General features: G+C 41.7%; 20 protein-coding genes. 3 read left to right on the forward strand and 17 right to left on the reverse strand.

Features of this window, described 5'->3' with window-relative positions; all coding sequences use genetic code 11:
* Positions 1–50: 50 nt before the first annotated feature.
* The 8 genes from HNR44_RS05565 to dsdA form a co-directional block, all read right to left on the reverse strand.
* Positions 51–1,673, reverse strand: coding sequence for a catalase (locus tag HNR44_RS05565; protein ID WP_184403084.1), 1,623 nt, complete (start codon positions 1,671–1,673; stop codon positions 51–53).
* A gap of 143 nt (positions 1,674–1,816) precedes the next feature.
* Complete coding sequence (locus tag HNR44_RS05570) at positions 1,817–2,593, reverse strand: ABC transporter permease (RefSeq protein WP_184403085.1); 777 nt, start codon at positions 2,591–2,593, stop codon at positions 1,817–1,819.
* A gap of 4 nt (positions 2,594–2,597) precedes the next feature.
* Positions 2,598–3,293 (reverse strand): ATP-binding cassette domain-containing protein, encoded by a 696-nt coding sequence (locus tag HNR44_RS05575; RefSeq protein ID WP_184403086.1) that lies wholly within the window; start codon positions 3,291–3,293, stop codon positions 2,598–2,600.
* 210 nt (positions 3,294–3,503) lie between these two features.
* Positions 3,504–3,827 (reverse strand): MGMT family protein, encoded by a 324-nt coding sequence (locus tag HNR44_RS05580; protein WP_184403087.1) that lies wholly within the window; start codon positions 3,825–3,827, stop codon positions 3,504–3,506.
* Positions 3,828–3,836: 9 nt separating this feature from the next.
* Entirely contained in the window at positions 3,837–4,142 is a 306-nt protein-coding gene (locus tag HNR44_RS05585) for an AzlD domain-containing protein (protein ID WP_184403088.1), read from the reverse strand.
* Complete coding sequence (locus HNR44_RS05590; protein ID WP_184403089.1) at positions 4,139–4,867, reverse strand: AzlC family ABC transporter permease; 729 nt, start codon at positions 4,865–4,867, stop codon at positions 4,139–4,141. The genes HNR44_RS05585 and HNR44_RS05590 overlap by 4 nt, the downstream gene beginning before the upstream one ends.
* A 19-nt stretch (positions 4,868–4,886) precedes the next feature.
* Positions 4,887–5,447 (reverse strand): helix-turn-helix domain-containing protein, encoded by a 561-nt coding sequence (locus tag HNR44_RS05595; protein ID WP_184403090.1) that lies wholly within the window; start codon positions 5,445–5,447, stop codon positions 4,887–4,889.
* 88 nt (positions 5,448–5,535) lie between these two features.
* On the reverse strand, positions 5,536–6,891 hold the full coding sequence (dsdA, locus tag HNR44_RS05600; RefSeq protein WP_343069377.1) for a D-serine ammonia-lyase: 1,356 nt from the start codon (positions 6,889–6,891) through the stop codon (positions 5,536–5,538).
* Positions 6,892–7,094: 203 nt separating this feature from the next.
* On the opposite strand from dsdA, the gene HNR44_RS05605 reads away from it, so the two are divergent.
* A complete protein-coding gene (locus HNR44_RS05605; protein WP_184403091.1) occupies positions 7,095–7,958 on the forward strand; it encodes a YitT family protein in 864 nt (287 codons plus the stop codon).
* A 357-nt stretch (positions 7,959–8,315) separates the two neighbouring features.
* Here the strand turns inward: HNR44_RS05605 and HNR44_RS05610 are convergent, their stop codons facing one another.
* From HNR44_RS05610 to HNR44_RS05640, 7 genes are all read right to left on the reverse strand, one after another.
* A complete protein-coding gene (locus tag HNR44_RS05610; RefSeq protein ID WP_184403092.1) occupies positions 8,316–8,507 on the reverse strand; it encodes a hypothetical protein in 192 nt (63 codons plus the stop codon).
* Positions 8,508–9,180: 673 nt separating this feature from the next.
* Positions 9,181–10,140 (reverse strand): glycine betaine ABC transporter substrate-binding protein, encoded by a 960-nt coding sequence (locus HNR44_RS05615; RefSeq protein ID WP_184403093.1) that lies wholly within the window; start codon positions 10,138–10,140, stop codon positions 9,181–9,183.
* Positions 10,141–10,217: 77 nt separating this feature from the next.
* Positions 10,218–11,192, reverse strand: a complete 975-nt coding sequence (locus tag HNR44_RS05620; RefSeq protein WP_184403094.1) for a glycine betaine ABC transporter substrate-binding protein — start codon at positions 11,190–11,192, stop codon at positions 10,218–10,220.
* 68 nt (positions 11,193–11,260) lie between these two features.
* Entirely contained in the window at positions 11,261–12,103 is an 843-nt protein-coding gene (locus tag HNR44_RS05625; protein ID WP_184403095.1) for an ABC transporter permease, read from the reverse strand.
* Positions 12,072–13,289 (reverse strand): quaternary amine ABC transporter ATP-binding protein, encoded by a 1,218-nt coding sequence (locus tag HNR44_RS05630; protein ID WP_221434207.1) that lies wholly within the window; start codon positions 13,287–13,289, stop codon positions 12,072–12,074. The genes HNR44_RS05625 and HNR44_RS05630 overlap by 32 nt, the downstream gene beginning before the upstream one ends.
* A gap of 431 nt (positions 13,290–13,720) precedes the next feature.
* Positions 13,721–14,542, reverse strand: a complete 822-nt coding sequence (locus HNR44_RS05635) for a SurA N-terminal domain-containing protein (RefSeq protein WP_184403097.1) — start codon at positions 14,540–14,542, stop codon at positions 13,721–13,723.
* Positions 14,543–14,656: 114 nt separating this feature from the next.
* A complete protein-coding gene (locus HNR44_RS05640; RefSeq protein ID WP_184403098.1) occupies positions 14,657–15,604 on the reverse strand; it encodes a dipeptidase in 948 nt (315 codons plus the stop codon).
* Between the two features lie 189 nt (positions 15,605–15,793).
* Here HNR44_RS05640 and HNR44_RS05645 point away from each other — a divergent pair, with 189 nt between their 5' ends.
* Complete coding sequence (locus HNR44_RS05645; RefSeq protein WP_184403099.1) at positions 15,794–16,174, forward strand: hypothetical protein; 381 nt, start codon at positions 15,794–15,796, stop codon at positions 16,172–16,174.
* Positions 16,171–16,506: a YppG family protein gene (locus tag HNR44_RS05650; RefSeq protein ID WP_184403100.1), complete on the forward strand. Its 336-nt coding sequence runs from the start codon at positions 16,171–16,173 to the stop codon at positions 16,504–16,506. The genes HNR44_RS05645 and HNR44_RS05650 overlap by 4 nt, the downstream gene beginning before the upstream one ends.
* A gap of 39 nt (positions 16,507–16,545) precedes the next feature.
* Here HNR44_RS05650 and HNR44_RS05655 read toward each other — a convergent pair whose 3' ends face one another.
* Positions 16,546–16,902: a cyclic-phosphate processing receiver domain-containing protein gene (locus tag HNR44_RS05655; RefSeq protein ID WP_184403101.1), complete on the reverse strand. Its 357-nt coding sequence runs from the start codon at positions 16,900–16,902 to the stop codon at positions 16,546–16,548.
* Between the two features lie 116 nt (positions 16,903–17,018).
* Positions 17,019–18,206, reverse strand: coding sequence for an EAL-associated domain-containing protein (locus tag HNR44_RS05660; protein WP_184403102.1), 1,188 nt, complete (start codon positions 18,204–18,206; stop codon positions 17,019–17,021).
* Positions 18,207–18,230 lie beyond the last annotated feature (24 nt).

Consider the following 18,230-nt stretch of genomic DNA (forward strand, 5'->3'; position numbering starts at 1 on the left):
TCTTCTTCATATTAAAAAAACCGCCTTCCTGAGGCGGCTTGTGATGTTCATTAATATGGATCAGAGACGTCTCCCATGCGTTCAGCATCATGAACAGCATCTTCCTGTTTATCATTCATATTCGTATGCGCGTTTTCGATGCCTTCTTTAAGGCGTTGTCCATATTCCGAATCTGCTTCTGTCATGTGCTTGATCATTTGCTTTTGTATAGATTCGTCTGCATCAGAGAGTGCAGAAACGAGGTTTGAAATCAAATCGTCCTTTTCCCTATCATTAAATCGTCGCCATGTTTCCCCAGCCTGTCCAAAATCATTTTTGTGCTCTATTGCTTCGCGCTTCACTTCCCCACTCACATAAGGTTCATGAGCTTTACCCTTTTCTTCTGCTTCTTTCAATCCATCCATCATTGATGGTTCATAATTAATGTGAGGATCGCTACCTGGAGGATTATCGACATAGTACGCCATTTGCCCATCCCGTTGATTGGTACCGAGATGCTTTTTCGGCGCATTGATCGGTAGCTGCAAGTAATTAGGACCTACTCTGTACCGCTGTGTATCGGAGTAAGAAAACGTACGACCTTGTAGCATCTTGTCATCGGAAAAATCAAGCCCATCAACGAGAACACCTGTACCAAAGGCGGCTTGCTCGACCTCGGCAAAATAATTTTCCGGGTTTTTATTCAAGGTCATTTTGCCGACTTTATACCAAGGAAATTGATCTTTATACCAAAGCTTCGTATCGTCAAGAGGGTCAAAATCCAACTCAGGGTGTTCTCCATCTTCCATGATCTGAACATAAAGCTCCCACTCCGGATAATCGCCCTTTTCAATGGCTTCATACAAATCCTGAGTCGCGTGGTTAAAATTTTGTCCCTGAATGTGGTCTGCTTCCTCCTGCGTAAGGTTTTTGATCCCTTGTAATGGTTCCCAGTGATATTTAACCAACACCGCTTTTCCTTCTTCATTGATCCATTTGTACGTGTTTACCCCTGAGCCTTGCATCTGCCGATAATTAGCTGGAATCCCCCACGGTGAAAATAGAAACGTAATCATATGTGTCGATTCAGGTGTGCTTGCCATAAAATCAAAGATACGTTTTGGATCTTGACGATTGGTGACTGGATCTGGCTTTAAGGAATGTATCACATCTGGAAACTTGATTGCATCACGGATAAAGAAAATCTTCAAGTTATTTCCGACCAAATCCCAGTTTCCGTCTTCTGTATAAAACTTCACGGCAAACCCTCGTGGATCCCGCTGCGTTTCTGGGGAGTGAGCCCCATGTATAACTGTGGAGAAGCGCACAAAAACCGGAGTTTGCTTCTCCGCATTCGTAAACACTTTAGCCCGCGTGTACTTGGAAATAGGGTCGTCGCCAACCTTTCCATATGACTGAAAATACCCATGAGCACCAGCACCTCTGGCATGCACGACACGCTCTGGGATCCTTTCACGATCAAAATGACTGATTTTCTCAAGATAGTCGTAGTTTTCGAGCGTCGAGGGACCGCGATTACCGACAGTCGTTAAATTCTGGTTGTCAGTTATAGGATGCCCTTGCCGATTCGTTAGCGTATCTTCTTTTTCGTTTTCAGCTTTGCGTCCATCTCGTGCATCTCCTTCACCGGTCACGTTCGTTCCATATGAAGGTTTTTCATTGTCTTGGTTCATTCAAATGTTCCCCTTTCAAAATAGCTTGGCGTTTTACTTAGCATTTCCTGTAAATGGGGAACTATGCATAGCGAAAAAAGTATTTCAATCGGAATATAAAAGGCATAAGCTTAGCCATCGCTAGCATATGCCCGTTACATCGGTTACGACTCTTCTATTTCCATATTAATAAGTTGCATATTCCGATTAAAAAAGAAGCGATAAAAAATAATTGTCACAATCATCGCCGCTATTGAAACGGAAGTGAAAATGCTTAACGAAATCACAATTTGGTAACGAATAGCTTCAATCGGTGCCACGCCGCCTAAAATCAGTCCCGTCATCATGCCTGGCAATTGAACCAGGCCTATCGTTTTTAAGCCGTCAACATTTGGTATCATTGCCGCTTTAACGATTTTTCGAATCAGAATGGTAGACGCCTGCTGGGGTTTCGCCCCTAACGCCAATGCAGCTACGATTTTTCCTTTCGATTCCTTGAATTCACTTTTCATGCGCTCTAACGCAAGGCCTATCGCCACCATACTATTTCCAATGACCATTCCACTCATAGGAATTACTTGGTCTGGCTGAAAATCGATCATATCAAAACCGAGCCACATCGCCAATATAAGAAGGGCAATACCGACAATGACAAGAAAAATAATTGGGCGAGCGTAAGGAAGCTCTTCACCCTTTTTACTGGCATGAAAAGAGGCTACAGCGATCATGACAGCGAGCATTAAACTAATTCCGATAAGGGGTGGTAGAGAGAATAAATAAGTGAGAACATAGCCGATCAAAAATAATTGGACAATTCCTCGAAAGGACGACCAAATAATTGATTTGCTTAAGCCAAGAGCATATATGTAAGATAATGACACGGGAATAAGGACGAAAAAAATTAGAAAAAACATCGACACATTCGAAATTTCAGGGGCCATGATTTTACTCCTTTAGGAAATACTGCAGTTGTTCAGTTTGGGGGTTGTCAAACAAAGTTTGTGTCTCCCCTTTCTCAATCACTTCCCCTTCCTCCATGAAGAAGGTTCGATCTCCTAGCCTTCTTGCTTGATTAACATCATGGGTAACCATGAGGATTGCTCGCACAGAAGTTGGAACCAAACTCACTAAAAATTCCTCGATGAGTTCAATATTACGCAAGTCCAGGGCACTCGTTACCTCATCAAGCAGTAAAATTTCCGGACGGTTCGCCAGTGTTCGTGCCAAAGCTACCCGTTGTTGTTCACCACCAGACAGCTCTTCCACATTACGGTCAAGGTAAGATATGGGGAGCTGCACATTTTTTAGTAACTCTTCTCCCATCTGTTCTTCCCATTCCTGAAATATTTTCGGTCCGTATGCAAGGTTATCCCGAACCGTTCCATCGAATAGAGATGAAGTTTGAAAAACCATACCCATGGATTTTCGTAAATATGTGATTTGATAATTTTGGAGACTCTTACCACGGTACGTGATCGTTCCTTCATCAGGGTCGTTAAGACGATTGAACAACATAAGCAAGCTGCTTTTACCAGATCCGGAAGAGCCGATTAAGGTAATAATTTCACCTTTCTTTACATCAAGTGAAATATTTCTCAGTACCGATGTACCAATATTTTCCATTTGAATAAGCGTTTCCATATTTTTCACCCAGCTTTTCTCTGAGATTATAAAGAAGGATTAGCAAACAATAGAAAGGATGAGGGGATTTATATGGACGATTTACTTTGATCCTTCTTTCTTAACTATATCCCGCTATACGTTTAGGTATTTCCACATTTAGTTACTTGGATCCATTCGATTTAGCGTACCTACATTTACATTATAGGAGTATCCCAATCGAATGATAAATCATCCATCATCTGGTCCCGGCCACACGTGATGCTCCATGTTCACTTTTCCTTCTTGGTCAAAAGTCACCCCTTCTTTTTCTAACCAACCACGTTGGAAGTCTTCGCCGCCAAAAACACCCGCATGTGCAAGGGTACCATCTTTTTTCACCACACGATGAGCAGGGATACCGCTAGGGGCCGCGCGCAGTGCCCATCCTACAGCGCGAGAAGCTCGCTGTGATCCAAGCCAGTGGGCGATTAAACCATATGTTGCAACTGACCCTTTAGGAATTTGACGGACGATTTTATATACGTTTTCATAAAAAGAGGTATCATTCGTCATCTCAATCACTCAATATAACAATATTTGCAAAAGATAAACAGTTACGATCGCAGCTATAATGACAACCATGATATGACCTTTAAAATAAGCGATGAGTACTGCAACCATCCCTCCGATCGCTCCTGCAAACGGGGCTCCGGGTTCAACCGTAAAAATGCCTGGGATAATCAATGCGCCTAACGCGGCATAGGGAATCGCATGTAACCACTTCTTCACCCAGCGGGGGAAATGAATCCGCTCCATTAAAAACACCGGCAACACCCTCGGTATATATGTAACAATGGCCATGCCAATAATAATCATGATTAGTGTCATTCATCTTCCTCCTCGAGCACGAACACACCGGTAAGGCTACCGATGACTGTTGCCAGCACAATTGCCCAACCTTCGGACAAAAACAGAGAAAACAGTACACAAAGGCTTGCACTTGCCGAAGCAACGACTCCAATTTTCCAATACTTACGAATCGCAGGTACAAGTAAACCGATGAAAAGAGCATAGAGAGCGATTCCCATGCTGGCACTTAAAGCTTCAGGCACTATATTTCCGACTAACACACCGATGAGTGTTCCGATTAGCCATGTCCCGAATGCTCCTGAAAACATTCCTGTATAAATAGCTGTTGAAGGAGTGCTTCCGAGCGATTTGCGCTTAAGGGAAGCAAGCGCGAAGCTTTCATCAGTCACCCCGTGGGCAAGAAGCGTTTGCCATCGTATCGGTATATGTTGCAAGTGACTAAATAAGGATATGCTCATCACAAAATGCCGGAGATTCAATATGAATGTTGCTAGCACGATTTCTAATCCAACTGTCCCAATCGCGAGCATATTTAAAGCCATAAATTGACTGGCACCAGCATAGACGAAAAAGGACATTAATAATGAATGAAACAACGGAATACCCGTTTGGATTGCTAACACTCCGAAGGAAATTGCAATGGGCAAATATCCTAGCATAACTGGTACAGCCATCTTCAACCCTTGCCAATAATCTTCGGTAAACGTAGGGGTGTGCATTTCATGTAGATGTTTTTCTTCCATTCGCCCCATCCCTTTTTTCTCAAGATTCATCGGAATAATACATGAGCACTTGTAACCTCGTTTCTGTATTTGTTAAATTCTCATATTGATGAGGAACGGTTGCCATAAACTGAAGGCTCTTTTTTTCATTTAACATATACGAATCTTGATCAATCATCATATGCAGCTCTCCGGAAGTTACAGAGATGTACTCGCGCACACCTTCATGATGCGGCAGGGAAAGATAATTTGCACCCGGGCTTAAGATCATCGTGTAGAGCTCAAATTGTGTCTCAGGGTCAAATGGAAAAATAAGAAATAAGCGGCAACGCCCTTCATCTTCCTCAAGATCCGGAAATTCTTTTCGCTCGACAACGGAAACCACTCGATCGTCCTGTTTAATCAACGATGAAAAAGAAACATTGAGTCCGGTTGCAATTTTCCAAACAGTAGTAACCGTTGGCTGGGTCTCCCCTTTTTCAATTTGATATAACATCCCTTTACTGACGCCAGTAGCCAATGCAATTCTTTCGAACGTTAACCCTCTCCTCTTTCGCAATCGCTGTAAATTCTGGCCAACTCTTACATGAATCGCAGACAAATAACCCCTCCATTCATTATAATGAATATTAACATAATATATTGAAAATTAAAAGAGGAAAATCCCCTTTAGTTCAAGAGGTTTCCTATTATCTTTTCTTTGCCGTTTCGTAATCATTTTGTTGAACCATAGGCGGAACCATATTGCCTCCAGTCCCCCAAACGACATGATTCCCATTCGCCAGTTTTTGTTGATCAATTCCCTGTTTTTTACAATACGCTTTACCTGCTTCTGTGCCGATCAAGTTGTATGGCCCTGGAAAACCAGCAAGAGCTGATGGTTCAAGATAAATGCCTTCTTCATTCCATAAATGGTGTAATAATTGATAAAGGTGCTGATCGTTTACAGTATAAACTCCGCTCACCATCGCTTCCACCATTTTTCCCACGACTCCAGAAGGCCTTCCGACGGCGAGTCCATCTGCTGCCGTTTTATTGCTTAAGCCAAAATCACCGACGGCAATTTTCTCATGTAACCCTGTCATTAAACCGAGAAACATCGCAGGTGACTCTGTAGGTTCGGCAAAAAAACAGTGAACGGCATCGCCAAACACTTGTTTTAAGCCAAATGTCACTCCACCAGGTCCTCCACCAACTCCGCAAGGTAAATAAACAAACAAAGGATGCTCCTCATCTACTCGAATATTCGCATCATCCAGCTGTTTTTGTAGTCGAAGTGCCGCAACCGCATAGCCGACGAATAAATCATAGGACCATTCATCATCAACAAAATGTAGTTCAGGGTTAATCGCTGCTGCTTTTCGCCCTTCACTCACAGCTCGACTAAAGTCTTCTTCATGCTCAACGACAGTAGCGCCTTCACTTCGTAACTTTTCTTTCTTCCATTCTTTCGCATCGCTTGACATATGAACTTCAACATTAAATCCAATCTTAGCGCCCATAATCCCAATACTTAACCCCAGATTCCCTGTGGAACCGACCACAATGCCATATCGATGAAAGAACGCTTTGTTCTTCTCGCTCGCCAACGTACGAATATCCGTATGCTCATCAAGCAAACCATTTTCTAGAGCGATCGTTTCCGTCAACTTTAATACTTCATACACACCGCCTCGAGCTTTAATAGAGCCAGCTATCGGCAGCTTGTGATCACATTTCAACCATACGTTTCCTGTTAAATTTATATTATAATCCCTGGACAAATAGGTTTGCATATGCGAAAGCTGTACAATTGCTGATTCAATTTCTCCAACTTGAGAGACCGTATCCGGGAATAATTCAGCAATTAAAGGTTGGAAACGATCGAAACGTTCTTCTGCCCTTCTAATATCTTCGTGCGTAAGATCAAGCTGATTCATGATATTTGCAAACGCTTCATGTTTCGGATTCAGCCAAATCACTTCTTCTGCGTTCATTATACGGTTTAATACGGGGTATCTATCTTTCCATTCTTTCAGTGTATAGCCTTGAACTTTTTTGTCCACTGAAACGCTCTCCTTCCTTTAAATAGTGAATATTCATTCATATTAGCATGATGAAATTGAAAATACAAAGTCGGCGTAATGCTGCTCCTCTGAAAAGGGTCGTAAATAAATAGAAAAAATCTGGCATGTTTGGACGTGCCTAACGATATGTTAATAGAGAAAGGCTTGTCTATAACTCTGGAATGTTTGCGAGGTTGTCGACTATGTTTTCAGCAAAACGAAAAGAGAGCATGGCCCGCTTGGCTTACCGTTGTATTATGGTCACAAGTGGTGCTGCATTAACAGCTATTGCCATTCAACTTTTTTTAATTCCTAATGCTGTCATTGACGGCGGTGTCATTGGTGTTTCTTTGATATTAAATGAACTGACCGGCTTAGGTTTTGGTATTCTCGTACTCGTTATTAATCTGCCTTTTCTAATATTTGGTCTTAAACAGGTCGGTAAAAATTTCTTTTTAACCTCTTTGTACGCGATTGTCATCTTAGCGATTACAGAACAACAACTCCATCATTTTGACTCTTTTATTCATGAACCTTTAATTACAACTTTGTTCGGTGGATTTATTCTAGGAGCAGGGATTGGTATCGTCATTCGCCACGGAGGTGCGCTTGATGGGACGGAAATCCTTGGCATTCTACTGACCAAGAAGTTGCCATTTTCCGTGGGTGAATTTATTATGTTTGTAAATATCTTTATATTTACATGGGCGGGATTTGTATTCGGATGGGAACAGGCAATGCTATCCATTATTACCTATTTCATTGCGTCAAAAACGATTGATGCGGTGATTCAAGGAATCGATGAAACGAAAGCTGTCGTCATTGTTTCCAATAAACATACTCAGCTAAGTTCAGCAGTCGTGCACCGCTTGGGCCGTTCATTGACCGTGTTAAACGGTCACGGAGCATTCACCCATAGTGATAAAGAAGTTCTCTATATTGTCGTAACGCGACTGGAAATTATGAAACTAAAATCGATGGTTTTCGAAATTGATAAAGAAGCGTTTATAACAGTCATGGACGCACAAGAAGTTCACGGGGGAAAATTTAAAAGCGACATTCATTAATGGTGAGAGCCAACTATAGCGTTCAGCAAATGCTGCGACGTACAAGTCATCGGATCATTACCCTCAGACGTTAATGAATTCAACCGGAACGAATTGACACCTATCCCATCTGCATTCGTTTCGATTCCATGTATACAGTTTTATGAACGACAGATCTCACAGGTGAACCGATCACCTTGTATTAAGTACGAGTAAACGATGGTACGTACGCGGATTATAAAAATGACATCGACAACTGGCAACCACTTGCTCGCCTTGCAGGTGATATGCAACCCTCACACCTGCCTCCCTCTATACGGAAGTGGGAACAACGAAAAAAGGCCCCGTTCGTTGGATGAGGTTCCGGGGCCCTTTTCTTTAACCTATTCTTTCAGCCTTCCCTTTCTTTATGACAATACGGCGAAAAGGAAATTCTTCCTCTCGATCAGGAATAGGAAAACGATTAAACTCAGCAACGATTGTACGCTCATACTCAGCGATCACTTTCAACTGTTCTCCTTCGTATTTAATATTTTCACCGATCACAAACAGTTTTTCTTTCTCTTCCATGATTTATCTCTCCTAGCCTACTCTGAAAATCACTGGCCTCTCCCCATTTTACCATAGAAATTATACAAAGAATAACGAAAAACGCGCAGGTTCTTTGTTCCCTGCGCGTTTTTCGTTTGAATAGTTATTATCCATGGTAGTCGTTGATAAGCTCGATGACTGATTTCTGTTCTGGTACAGACTTTTCGTTCTGCTCTTTTGTTTCCTCACGTTTCCTCACATCCATCAATCCCTTCCAGCTTTATTTAAGTATATTGTAATCGATTGTTATAATACAGTCAATAAAAAATCATGATTTTATATAACAATTGTGCTTTTGTCCTAATGATTTAAAAACGCTCCCTCAGCGAAAAGAAATGCAGTCTAACTTTCTCACCTAACATATCTATAGAAATATGGTTATACTTACCAATGGGGTTAAACATTTTTTAAACAAGTAACAACATTATTACGCACGCACTCACCCCCTTTAAATTAATGCGAATTATATATATTTTTAAAATAATACCTCTATAAGGCAAAAGGTCAAGTGTAGCTTATCACTGGGTCCTGACAAGTAAGAATAGCTCCTGTACCACAACACCTCTACATATGTTATTCACGCTTAAAACATGAAGGTCGCAAACGACCAAAAGACCCAAGGTTAAATCTCTCCTTGAGTCTTCATTGGTTTTTACCCTTCATCTTTTAGGTCTTCAATAGAATCAATATCCATATATTCTGGTACAACAAGACCGAGAGCAGCTTCACCTTCCATATTTGGGCCTAGATCCTCGATATCGTCTTCCACTTGTTCATAATACAACTCATGCGTACCTGGCAGCCAAGACCCAATCATGGCATCAGCATCCCCATTCGCGATGGCTGTATACATGTGGTTCGCTTCCACTAAGGTCATATCGACATCATAACCCATATCTTCAAGAACAAGTGCTATCATGCTTACCGATGAGAGGTCCGTTTCCCATTGACCATGTACAATTTCAATCGGATCACCATCTACTTCATCTACACCCTCGGTCCAGCTTGAAACCACATCCTCGTTTTCGTCAATCCAATTTTGTGCCGCTTCGAATTCATCGACCCCTTCGTTTAATTCGTACATAATCTCTTCCATATCTCCAGCTGTCCAATGGAAGTTGTCCAGGATTTCATAGGCTTCTGGAAAGTCATCTTGAAAGCCTTCTCGAACGAGGGTATGAATGTCTTCCGCCTCCCCAAATGAAAGCTCCGGATCATCTAGGTATTTGAGGTCATGGGAAATAAATTTCCAGTGCGGGCTCCATCCAGTCACAACAATCGGTTCTTCGTTTTCAATCGCTTCTTCCAATGAGGATATCATAGCAGCTTCGGAACTTGATTGTAGGTTCCACTCATCAAGGTCGTAATCTTCCATCATTTGTTCAGCATTGCCCATAATCCCTGCACCTGGATCAATCCCTACAATCTCGTAATCCATTTCTTCTGCATAGTCCATTGATCCAGAAGCTTCCTCTTCCGGATCTGCCTGACCATTTTCTCCTGTATGAGTGGTATCATCGTCCTCACCTTCATCATCTACACTACAGCCAGCAAGAACGAGGGTAAGGGAAAGTCCAGCTACAAAAATGACGGATTTTTCATGCTTCATCATCGTACTCTCCTTTGATTTCATTGTTCTTTACAAAAAAAGCCCAGGGGCAGTAAACCCTGGACTCTTATAATGGTCAATTATTCCTGAAGATCTTCGATAGACTCAATGTCCATATATGCCGGAACAGTTAAGCCAAGTTGAGCCCCTTCGTCCAGGTTTGGACCTAGATCTTCATAATCTTCTTCGTAATCTTCATGGTAATCTGCATGTGTATGCGGGAGCCAAACAGCAACCGACGCATCAGCATCCCCACTTGCAACAGAGCTAAACATGAAATTCGCTTCCACTAAGTTCAAATCGACTTCATAACCTAGGTCTTCAAGAACTTGCGCCACTACATTCGTTGAAGCAATCTCTGTATCCCAAGCAACGTAGGAAAGACTAATAGACTCACCATCTACTTCATCTACACCATCGGTCCATTCAGAAACGATATCTTCGTTTTCGTTAATCCAGTTTTGGGCAGCCTCTGTTTCGTCAACACCATCTTGGACCTCAAGCATGACTTCTTCCATATCTTCAGGCTCCCATTCGAAGTTATCCAGCAATTCATACGCTTCTGGCTGCTCATCTTCCAGGCCATCACGGGCGATCGTATGAATACTTTCGGCTTCACCATAAGAAAGTTCAGGATCGTCAAGGATCTTTAGGTCAAATTCCTGAAATTTCCAGTGAGGGGTCCAACCTGTAACAAAAACTGGGTCCTCATTTTCATAAGCATTTTCTAATTCCTGGATCATGGCCGCATCTGAACTTGTTTGTACATTCCAATCATCTAGACCATAATCTTCAAGGGCTTGTTCTGTTGATTGGACAACACCAGAGCCTCCGTCAATACCGACGATGGTATGAGCAACATCTTCACCATAATCAGCCGCTGCTTCACCATCACCTTCATCGTCGGCTTCAGCATCTTCATCGGCTTCTTCCTCAGTGTCACCATTGTCGTCTGTTTCAGTATCAGGTTCTTCTTCATCTGCACCGCAGCCAGCGGCAACAAGTGAAAGTGAAAGCCCAGCAGCAATGCCCATGCGTTTCCAATGTTTAATCATGTAAGGCACTCTCCTTTATGTTTAATTGACCCCCCCTACGCGCTGCCAACGGCAGGGGAGTTTCTTTATTATTTTTTCTTTTGTTTAAGTTGGAATCCAGAGGTTAAACGGTCAAGGATAATAGCCACGATCACTATTGCTATACCTGCTTCAAAACCGGAACCTACATCATTTCGGCCAACAGCAGCGTAAACAATATCTCCAAGGCCGTCTGCACCAATCATCGAAGCAATAACAACCATGGACAAGGATAACATAATTGTTTGGTTAACCCCGGCCATAATGGTTGTACGAGCCATGGGCAGTTGTACTTTATACAATTTCTGCGATGGTGTTGAACCAAACGCATCTGCCGCTTCGATTACTTCAGTAGATACTTCACGTATCCCTAAGTTCGTTAAACGTATCGTTGGCGGCATTCCGAAAATCACCGAAGCGATGACTCCCGGCTCCATTCCGATTCCGAAAAACGCAACAGCTGGAATCAGGTAAACAAATTGTGGTAGCGTCTGCATGAAGTCAAGGATCGGTTTCATGATCATTTCAACCGTATTACTCTTCGACATCCAAATTCCAAGAGGGATACCTACTACTACGGAAATAATCGTCGCTGCTAAAACGAGCGATAACATGATCAACATATCTTCCCAAAATCCAAGGTTGTCAATAAGGAATAAACCTAAAAAGACAAATATCGTTAGTCCAATCTTACGTCCTGCAAAGAAAAACGTCAGGAGCGGAATTCCAATGATAAAAACAGGAATAGGAACAACTTCCATAACCGTCTGTAAAGCAGTCAGTATGAATGAGATCAGCATTTCAATTGCTTCAAACAATAAATCTGCATTCGTTAACCAATCAACAAGTGCCTCCACCCATTCAGCTAGAGGTAGACTCGGAAATAGTTTCATCGAGATTCACCTCTTTTCCTGATAGTGCACTAAGCACTGAACTACGTATAATAATGCCCCGAAGTTTGCCGTCTTGAACGACAGCCGCTGGCACCGAACTATCTGTAATAATGTCGATGACTTCGGATACAGGCGTATGAAGTTCGACTCTCGGCACATCTGTACGGATGACTTCACTGAAATCATCTTTACCTTCATCCACAAGTTTGGATAGTTCACTTGCGTGTACAATCCCTAACAATTCCCGGTCACGCCTAATCGCATATATACTGGAAATACCGCTTTGACGCATCCTTTGCAATGCTACACGAGGGCCTTCACGTTCAGGTTGGACGCTCTCGGGCCGTGCCATTACATTTTGAGCAGTATACACTTTCGAACGATCCACGTCTTCGACAAATTTCTCCACGTAATTATTGGCAGGATTGGTAAGAATTTCTTCTGGTGTTCCGATTTGAACAATAGCCCCATCCTTCATAATCGTAATTCGATCACCAATACGCAGAGCTTCATCCAAATCATGCGTGATAAATATAATTGTTCTTTTCATCGTTTGCTGCAAATCGAGAAGCTCGTCTTGCATGTCTTTTCGAATCAACGGATCAAGTGCGGAAAAAGCCTCATCCATGAGTAGGATTTCCGGGTCATTAGCTAGAGCACGTGCGAGTCCGACCCTTTGCTGCATCCCTCCTGACAACTCATCAGGAAGCATATTTTCATAGCCTTCCAAACCGACAAGTTTCAAAGCCTCTATTGCTTTTTGCGTTCTTTCTTCTCTACCTAAACCTTGAATTTCCAAACCAAATTCAACATTGCTTTGAATGGATCGGAAAGGGAAAAGTCCAAAATTCTGGAAAACCATACTCATATCTCGGCGGCGAACAGTACGTAATGTTTTCTCATCCATCTCCGCCAAGTTTTTGTCATCTAAATAAACAGCGCCTGAAGTTGGTTCAATCAGACGGTTCAGAAGTCGAACCAGTGTCGATTTTCCACTCCCTGATAACCCCATAATGACAAAAACTTCACCTTCATTAACATCAAATGATGCTTTGTTGACACCTACAGTAAGTCCTGTTGCTTCAAGGATCTCCCCCTTTGTTTTATTTTCTTTTAAAAGAGAGAGTGCTCGTTGAGGTTTTTTACCAAAAACCTTTGTTAAGTCTTCTACCCTAATCTTTGTCAATGCATCCACCCCTTTGTGCGTTGCTCCTTCTGTCTATTTGAAAAATGCCCAAAAATCCTGAGTAAACGTTAAAAGCAGATTAGCATTTTTATTGCTGCAGTTCATAAAATTAAGCCAAGAAGGTATTTATATCATTGACAAATGTTTAAATATCGGCCCTCTCTGAAATTCTTTAAGAACAGGCAAAAAAGTAATAGGCTTTATTTATTTCTTTTTTTGAGCATCACCTTTCAATACTATACTCTTTTTTAAAAACTTATACAACTAAAATAAGCAGTACACAAAACGTATTTATAATAAATAATTTAAAATTAATTAAATGATCACCTTACTTCTTTTTTTTTCTCTCTATATCTTCTTTTTTCGACGTATATAACCCATAAAAAAGAAGAATGGATACATCCATTCTTCTTTAATACTTTTATATTAATTTATACGTGAATTTCAACCGTTGCTTCTTCTTCAAGTTCATCCGTCAATGCTGCCCTATTCTCTTCCATTTGTTGTGATTCTGCTTCCATACGAAGTTGCTCTTCCATTTCCTCATCCATATCTTCGAACTCTGGCATGTCACCTTCCATGCCTTCTTGTCCTTCCATCATGGCCATCTGTTGTTCATACAGTTCTTCAATGTCTTCATCGCTCACTTCGACTTCACCGAATTCTTCAGCGAGTAATTGCTCCACTAGAAGTTCTTCCTCTAACAAGTCGCGCACTTCATCCTCTGACATCCCCTGCTGTTCCTCTAGGAGTTGAAACAGTTCTTCTTCCGACTCAGCGCCCGCAAGTTCCATTTGCTCTTCCAACTCTTCGTCTACTTCTTCTTCGTCTACTTCAATTCCTCTTTCCTCTGCTGCTTGTGTAAGTAATGTTTGAGCCACAAGCCCTTCTGCAACTTGCCCGCGGAACTCCGCTTCCTGTTCCTCATCTTCTGTGACGTCCATTCCATACATGGCCATCTGTTCGACCGAAGAAGTATACATTTGCTCAAATTCAGCTTTATCGATACTTTCTCCATTTACTTCAGCAACGGGATCAGGAACGTCTTCTAAATCAATATCTGGTTCTGGCATTTCCATTTCTTCTTCATCAGGAAGCGCATCGCTCGCCTGGTCTTCACCTTCTTGTGATTCACCCTGTGCCTCTTCACTATCGTCTGCTTCTCCATTTTCCTCTCCATCACCGTTACATGCCGTAAGCCCGAGTGATAATGCAAAAGCTAGACTCGTTGTTAGCATTATACGTTTTTTCACTGATAAACTCCTTCCTTCAAAGAGATGGGTGCATTATAACACATGAACAGGGACAACCTACAAACCTAATAAGATTTATAACTTATTTGACAAGTGTGACGATGCATTGACACTCTAGGTTCTGCCTCGCCGAACATGCATGGAATTTCTCTCAATATGCCGATTGTAAAATTGCTGGAAATTACCTCCTACCCATTTTTTTACATCTTCTTCTTTGTAACGTTTCAATAACCATTCGATAAATAAAGGAAGTTTTTCCGGCCCTTCCAATCCTTTTACCGGTGAGGTAATCCCATCAAAGTCAGAACCAAACCCTATATATTCACCCCCTATCAAACCTGCGATATGGTCAATATGATGGGCAAGGTCGTCGAATGTAGCTTCATTCTTCCCATTGATAAATGTTGAGTAAAAGGTTAGACCGATGATGCCATCCTTTTCTTTGATCATCCGTAATTGTTCATCACTTACGTTCCTTACGTGCTCATGCACTTGACGGGCATTTGCGTGGCTGACGAAAAATGTTCCGCAGCGTTCCACCGCTTCAGCGAAAGAATGCTCATGAAGATGGGCTCCATCCAAAATAATACCTTCTGATGTAAACCAATCGACTACGGCCCGTCCTTTGTTGGATAAACGACTTCCCATTTTTTCATAGCATCCAGACGCAAGAGTATTTCCTTCATTCCAAGTTAAACCTACGCTTTCAATTCCTAGCCGCTTTAACAACCGCCATTTCATCCAGTCATCGGAAATGGCATCCGCCCCTTCTAGTGCAACAATCGCCCTTGTAGTTGTACTTTCCGTTAACGCTTGCCCCGGCATGTATTCGATTTGCTCATGGGATCTCACTTTCTTATGAAACAGGTCCAATTGACGCAAAATGGTGGAGAAACCATCATCACGTTTGAGATACACCGGATCAAAAATAGCAAACAGCTGTGCCTGCACACCACCTTTCTGCAATGTCTTCCCATTCACGATTGTATCGTTTGTAAAATCTTTATCAGGATCTCCCCATAATTGTAACAATGCATCACAATGTGCATCAGCCCTAAACATTTTTCCACCTCTTTCGATTCCTAGAAGTACATTACAATGAATGAGATAAACTTGTCACAACACCTCTACCAAGGAAGAAGCCTTCGCATTGAACCCTGTTAAAATGTAATGAGTATTAAAAGCCCAGTCACCTTCAGCTTCTTTTTCATAGGCTATCATACCGACCATTAGAAAGAAGGGACGGACAATATGCAAGACCCAAACTTCCCAATGAAAGTGTTTAGCCGTTGGTTCACCAATGACACATGTTTTGTACCCTCTGCCCTAGAACCAGTTAAAACGAGGGAAAAGGACTATTGGATGATTCGTTTTCCAATCCGGCACATGACAGAGGACAATATCATTAGCTATACAGATGGGCATCACCTATATTTACGATTTCAGCAGATGGTTGAGGAAAAGCAAAAGGACTCAACAACAGGTTCAACGTCTGCTTATCAAGCAGTAGCCCAATGGACGACATATACGCCCCTCCCTCAAAATATTGATGAGGAAAATTATGAAATTTTTTGCAGTGCTGATTATGTTGACGTGTATTTTAAAATCCTGAAAGGAGATGATTTTCAATGATGGCTTCCCCTCATCCGCAAGCACGCCCTCCATATTATGAAGATGCTTATATGTATCCGCCTAGACCGTATCCACCTTCTTTACCACCAGTATCCAAACCTTACCCGGGTAACTTTTTACAGGCGCCTCCACCTCCGCATTTCTATGAAGGAGGTCCAGGAAAAAATCAACATCCCCCTTCTATGATAGGAGTTTTGAATGGTTTTACAGATGAAAACGGTCAAATTGATATTCAGAAAACAATGACAACAGTGGATACTGCAATAAAAACGTACCAACAAGTTTCTCCTATGATTAAACAATTATCCTCGATGTTTTTAATGAGAAATTAAGAAACCGGTCTCTGTTTAGGCCGGTTTCTTATAAATATTTTATCCAACTCCACCACTGGCAGGAGAATAGAGAGGCAAAGGGCGGTAATAAATTTGGACGTTAGGAGGAAATAACCCGTCATTTTTCGCTCCTGTAAGCGCTTCATACATCCTTTTTCCCTTAGTAGCATTCGCTGAGTGTATCGTGATTCGATCTGCATAAATATGGTTTTCAATCATATACGTAACGACAGCGTATCCACTGGTATTCTTACTACCTAAGTCATGATCAAGGGATATGTGCCCAAAGGTGTTATGGTTTTTTAGAAAATCAATGCAGTCTTCGGCAGAGCGGACAAGGCAGTGGTCATTAGGGCATGTTCGAATATCATCCAAAAACACATTTTTCTTTTCCAAACCACTCACCCTTTATTATAAAATTGATGGTTCCCCTTGCTAAAGAGACTATATGTTAAGAATAGCACACAAAGATAGATCTAAAAACCTGACTTTGTTCCTTGAAAATCGATGATTCACCCTAAAAAGTCCCGTTCATAAAGATATGAAAACGGAATATCCACAAATATATAACGACCATCTCCAGCAGGATATGAGTAAGTCCGTATCTGTTCGTGGCGGTGTAAATCCATATATAGCTCCGATAATATACCGCCCCCGTCTACGTGCATCTGCACGATGTTTTCCAGAAAAAAAGGCCTCCAACTCCAATTTTGCCTCCGATTTTCTTCATAGATTTCCCACTGATCCGATTGATGTTTTACAGCATTACCAGATAGTTGGAATCCTTCACCATCACAAATGTACACCCGAAAACAAATATCTTGTAACGATCGACCAACGTATTGGGCAAGTGTATCGCTATCCATATGGACAACACGACCCGAAATTAATTTTTTCATACGTTCGCTTAAAAATCTTGAGAACTGAAGGCTTGCCCGTTTTTTTTCCCTTTCATAGTTAAGAAAAGATCGGAAATTTTTCACCAACTTCTCTTGATTATTATCGATCATAGTAGGATGAGGGAGTGCTAAATAATCTCCCTGTAAATAGAGAGCTCCTTGCCGCCATGCGTCACTTAGTTGTTGAAATCCCTTTATATTCTGGAACAATAAAGAAGCGCCAATTTTTCCGGCCGCTATTGAAAACGTATGTAATAGTTCGCGGTGAACATTTACATTTTCGCGCTCGACATCTCCAATATCTATCTTGATAATATCAGGTTTTACTTGAACAATGTCCATCATTGTGATTTTCGCATTTTTTGTTTCTTTCATTGCGACGCGAATCTGACTATTTTGTAGAAACTGGACGAAGTGCCTGAGTGTATACCATTTCACCGTTTCATCCGATAGCGAAATGCTTAATATCATCTCTGTAGACTCTTCTGCCAATTCAGAGATCAATCTATCTCCAGGGGATCCATCATATAAAGAAGGGTTTATATTGTAAAACAACCACATATGCGCTCTTGTTTTTTGGATTTCAAGTGCCTGCTTCCGAATATATCGATCAATCTCCAGGCGATATTCTTCAGGCACAAGGCTGTCATAGAAAAAGTCGGTCAAATCATACTCATGCTCTTCAATCCTTAAACGAGGTAGAACTTCGTAACCGACCACTTCATGTTTGCCAGCTACAAAGATCGGTTGAAATAGTGGATACGTCCGCTCTTTGTGCATCATCACTTCCAATGCATCCATGTCCCTCACCCCTTCCTCTAAGAC

Origin of the sequence: Geomicrobium halophilum (assembly GCF_014207655.1) — a bacterium.
GTDB lineage: Bacteria > Bacillota > Bacilli > Bacillales > Marinococcaceae > Geomicrobium > Geomicrobium halophilum.